At 73.0% G+C, this 4,686-nt stretch carries 4 protein-coding genes; all 4 read left to right on the forward strand.

Annotated elements, in window-relative coordinates; genetic code table 11:
* Window positions 1–627, forward strand: a 627-nt coding sequence (locus VK640_07315; protein ID HTE72992.1) for an aldehyde dehydrogenase family protein, incomplete at its 5' end; no start/stop codon positions are given.
* A 25-nt stretch (window positions 628–652) separates the two neighbouring features.
* Entirely contained in the window at window positions 653–2,284 is a 1,632-nt protein-coding gene (locus VK640_07320; GenBank protein HTE72993.1) for an amidohydrolase, read from the forward strand.
* Between the two features lie 111 nt (window positions 2,285–2,395).
* Window positions 2,396–3,898, forward strand: coding sequence for a gamma-aminobutyraldehyde dehydrogenase (locus tag VK640_07325; protein ID HTE72994.1), 1,503 nt, complete (start codon window positions 2,396–2,398; stop codon window positions 3,896–3,898).
* Between the two features lie 15 nt (window positions 3,899–3,913).
* Window positions 3,914–4,686, forward strand: a 773-nt coding sequence (locus VK640_07330; GenBank protein HTE72995.1) for an extracellular solute-binding protein, incomplete at its 3' end; no start/stop codon positions are given.

Raw genomic sequence — 4,686 nt, forward strand, 5'->3', positions numbered from 1 at the left:
GCCGGCTACTTCAACGCCGGCCAGGACTGCACCGCCGCCACCCGGGTGCTCGCCGGTCCCGGCATCCACGACGACTTCGTGGCCGCGCTCGCCCAGCAGGCGAAGGACAGCGCCAAGACCGGGCTCTCCGACGACGAGGACGTGCTCTTCGGCCCCCTGAACAACAAGAACCAGCTCGACCGGGTGATGGGCTTCCTCCAGCGGGCGCCGCAGCACGCGGAGGTCGCGGCCGGCGGCCACCGGGTCGAGGGGGACCTGGCCGGCGGCTACTTCCACGAGGCCACCGTCGTGTCCGGCCTCACCCAGGACGACGAGATGGTGCAGGACGAGATCTTCGGGCCGGTCATCACCGTGCAGCGGTTCTCCGAGGAGGACGAGGCGGCCCGCTGGGCCAACGGGGTGCAGTACGGCCTGGCGTCCTCGGTCTGGACCCGGGACCACGGCCGGGCGATGCGGATGGCCAAGCGCCTGGACTTCGGCTGCGTGTGGATCAACACCCACATCCCGCTGGTCGCCGAGATGCCGCACGGCGGCTTCAAGCACTCCGGCTACGGCAAGGACCTGTCGATGTACGGCTTCGAGGACTACACCCGGGTCAAGCACGTGATGTCCAACATCGAGGCCTGAGCGGTCCGGCTCCGACGAGGTGAGCGTGGGCGGCGCCGACCTCGTCCTGCGCGGGGCGGTCCGCACCGGCGACCCGCACCTGCCACTGGCCCGTGCGGTCGCGGTCCGCGACGGCCTGGTGGTGGCGCTCGACACCGACGCGCTCGAGCTGGCCGACGGCGCGACGGAGGTCGTCGACGCCGGCGCCGTGCTGCCCGGGTTCGGTGACGGGCACGTGCACCCGCTCTGGGGCGGTGTCGAGCTGGCCGGGCCCGCGGTGCGCGACCTCACCTCGGTCGAGGCGGTGGCGGCCGAGGTCCGGCGGTACGCCGCCGAGCACCCTGAGGAGGAATGGGTGCTGGGCGGCCCGTACGACCCGGCGCTGGCCCCCCGCGGCCTCTTCGACGCCGCCTGGCTGGACGCCGCGGTGCCGGACCGCCCGGTGGTGCTGCAGGCCTCGGACCACCACTGCGCGTGGGTCAACAGCGAGGCGCTGCGCCGGGCCGGCATCGACGCAGCCACCCCGGACCCGCCGACCGGCTCGGTCGCCCGGCGCGAGGACGGCTCGCCCCTGGGGACGCTGGTCGAGTGGACGGCGATGGACCTCGTCCTGCGTCACGCTCCGTCCCCTACTGACGGGGAGAAGGTCGACGCGGTGGACCGGGCGAGCGCGCTGCTCGCCGACGCCGGCGTCACGTGGGCCCAGGAGGCAGCCCTGGCCCCGGCGGACGTGGCCGCCTACCTGACAGCGGCGCGGGGAGGCCGGCTGCACGTCCGGGTCAACATCGCCCTGCGCGCCGAGCCGGGGGAGTGGCCGGCGCAGCGGGCGGAGTTCGTCGCGGCACGGCGGCGGGCCGAGACCTCGCCGGAGCCCGGCGTGGCCGACCGCGTCTCGGTGCGCACGGTCAAGCTCTTCGCCGACGGGATCGTCGAGGCCGGGACGGCCGCGCTCCTGGCGCCGTACGACGACCTGCCTCCCGACCACCCGCAGAGCTGCGGCCTCCCGGTCTGGGAGCCGGCAGAGCTGGCCGCGGCCGCGGCGGCGTTCGACGCCGACGGGTTCCAGCTGCACGTCCACGCGATCGGCGACGCCGGGGTCCGGGCGGCGCTGGACGCCTTCGCGCACGTCGCCGAGGTCAACGGGCCGCGCGACCGCCGGCCGGTCGTCGCACACACCCAGCTCGTCGACCCGGCCGACCTGCCCCGCTTCGCCGAGCTCGGGGTCGTCGCGAACTTCGAGCCGCTGTGGTCACAGCTGGACACCGCGCAGACCGAGCTCACCCTGCCGCGGATCGGCCCGCTCCGGGGCGACCGGCAGTACCCGATGGGCAGCCTGCTGGCCACCGGCGCGGTGCTCTCCACCGGCAGCGACTGGCCGGTGAGCTCGCACCGGCCCCTGGAGTGCCTGCCGGTCGCCGTGACCGGGCACTGGGTGCCGGACGAGCGGGTGCCGGCGGCGGCGGTGCTGGCGGCGTGCACCGCCGGGACCGCCTACCAGGCCTTCGAGGAGGGGGTCCGCGGCACCCTGGTGCCGGGGAAGCGGGCCGACCTGGTGGCCCTCGGCGCGGACCCGCTGGCCATCGACCCGGGGTCCTGGCCGGACCTCGAGGTGCTGGGCACCTGGCTCGCCGGCCGACGCACGGCGGGCTCGGCCACCGGCCGTCCCGGCACCGGATAACGATTTCGTCGCCGTAACCGGATCCTGGCTGCGGAATCGCTTGTCCGACCCCCCACCCTCTGACAGGATCGGCCCCGATTCGCCCGCCCGCCCCGCGACGAGGAGTCCCTGGTGCACCAGCTCATCGCCGGCCGCCGCCGCGAGGGGAGCTCCGCGGAGACCTTCGACGTCACCGACCCGTCCACCGGCGAGACCGTCGAGCAGGTGCGGCTGGCCGACGCCGCCGACGTGGACGCCGCCGTCCGCGCGGCGCGCGAGGCGTTCCCCGGCTGGTCCACCGCCCCGCCGGTCGAGCGGTCCACCGCGCTGACCCGGATGGCCGCGGTCCTCGACGCCCGCGCCGACGAGCTCGCGCGCATCGAGACCCGCCAGACCGGCAAGCCGATCCGGCTCTCCACCGGCTTCGACGTGCCCGGCACTGTGGACAACGTCGCCTTCTTCGCCGGCGCCGCGCGCCACCTGGAGGGCAAGGCTGCCGCTGAGTACTCCGGCGACCACACGTCCTACGTGCGCCGCGAGGCCATCGGCGTCGTCGGTTCGGTGGCCCCGTGGAACTACCCGCTGCAGATGGCGGCCTGGAAGGTGCTGCCGGCCGTCGCGGCGGGCAACACGATCGTGCTCAAGCCGGCCGAGCTCACGCCGCTGACCGCGCTGATGTTCGCAGAGGCGGCGCTCGAGGCCGGCGTCCCGCCCGGCGTGATCAACGTGGTTACGGGAGCCGGGCGGGTGGCCGGCGAGGCCCTGATCGGGCACCCCGACGTCGACATGGTGTCGTTCACCGGCTCGTCAGCGGTCGGGCGGCGGGTCATGGAGGTCGCCGCCGCCGGCCCGAAGCGGGTCCACCTCGAGCTCGGCGGCAAGGCGCCGTTCCTCGTCTTCGACGACGCCGACGTCGAGGCAGCCGTCCACGGCGCGGTGGCCGGCTCCCTGATCAACACCGGCCAGGACTGCACGGCCGCCACCCGGGCCTACGTCCAGCGGCCGCTCTACGACGCCTTCGTGTCCGGCGTGGCCGACGTCATGGGCACGGTCGTGCTCGGTGAGCCGTTGGACGACCGGACCGACCAGGGTCCGCTGGTCTCCCGCGCCCAGCAGGAGCGGGTCGCAGGGTTCGTCGACCGGGCCTGCGCCGACGGGGCCAAGGTCGTGAGAGGAGGTGCCGTGCCGGGTGGGGCGCTGGCGCGCGGCGCCTTCTACGAGCCCACGCTGGTGGTCGACGCGGCGCAGGCCTCCGAGATCGTGCAGGACGAGGTGTTCGGGCCGGTCCTGGTGGTGCTGCCCTTCGACAGCGACGACGAGGGACTCGCGCTGGCCAACGACACGCCGTACGGCCTCGCCGCATCGGCCTGGACCCGCGACGTGGTGCGCTCCCTGCGCGCCACCCGGGAGCTCCGCGCGGGGTGCGTCTGGATCAACGACCACATCCCGATCATCAGCGAGATGCCGCACGGGGGATACCGTGCCTCCGGGTTCGGGAAGGACATGTCGACCTACTCGTTCGACGAGTACACCGTCGTCAAGCACGTCATGGTCGACGGCACCGGCGCCGCCCGCAAGGACTGGCACCGGACGATCTTCTCGGGGACCACCAACGAGACACCGAGAACCGACTAGGGAGTGTTGACGAGCATGAGCCGGACCACAATTGGCAACCGCGCCGTCCGTGATGAGCGGGTCCAGCAGCTGGTGCGATCCCAGCTGTCACGCCGGACCGTGCTGCGCGGCGCCGGAGGGGCCGGCGTCGCCGCCGCCCTCGCTGCCTGCGGGACCGGTGACACCGGGGACTCGGCGAAGCCGGAGCCGACCGTCAAGGACAAGTCGGCGACCGACAAGGTCGTCCGCTGGGCCAACTGGCCCGCGTACCTCGACTACGACGAGGACACCAAGAACTACCCGACCCTCGAGAAGTTCGAGTCGGAGACCGGCATCAAGGCCACCTACGCCGAGGACATCGACGACAACGACTCCTACTACGGCAAGATCCAGGGCCAGCTGCGCAACGGCGACGACATCGGCAAGGACATCGTCGTCTTCACCGACTGGATGGCCGGCCGGCTGATCCGGCAGGGCTACGTCCAGGAGCTGGACAAGAAGAACATCCCCAACGCCGCCAACCTGACGCCCAAGCTGCAGGACGTCGGCTTCGACCCAGGCCGCAAGTACTCCCTCACCTGGCAGAGCGGCTACGCCGGCATCGGCTACCGCAAGGACAAGGTCGGCCGTGAGCTGAAGACGCTCGACGACCTGTGGGCCCCGGACCTCAAGGGCAAGATCGTCGTGCTCTCCGAGATGCGCGACACGGTCGGGCTGATCATGATGAGCCAGGGTGTCGACATCTCCACGGACTTCGGCGAGGACCAGTTCAACGCCGCGCTCGACGTCCTGCAGAAGCAGATCGACTC

It is taken from the genome of Actinomycetes bacterium (assembly GCA_035489715.1).
GTDB lineage: Bacteria > Actinomycetota > Actinomycetes > JACCUZ01 > JACCUZ01 > DATHAP01.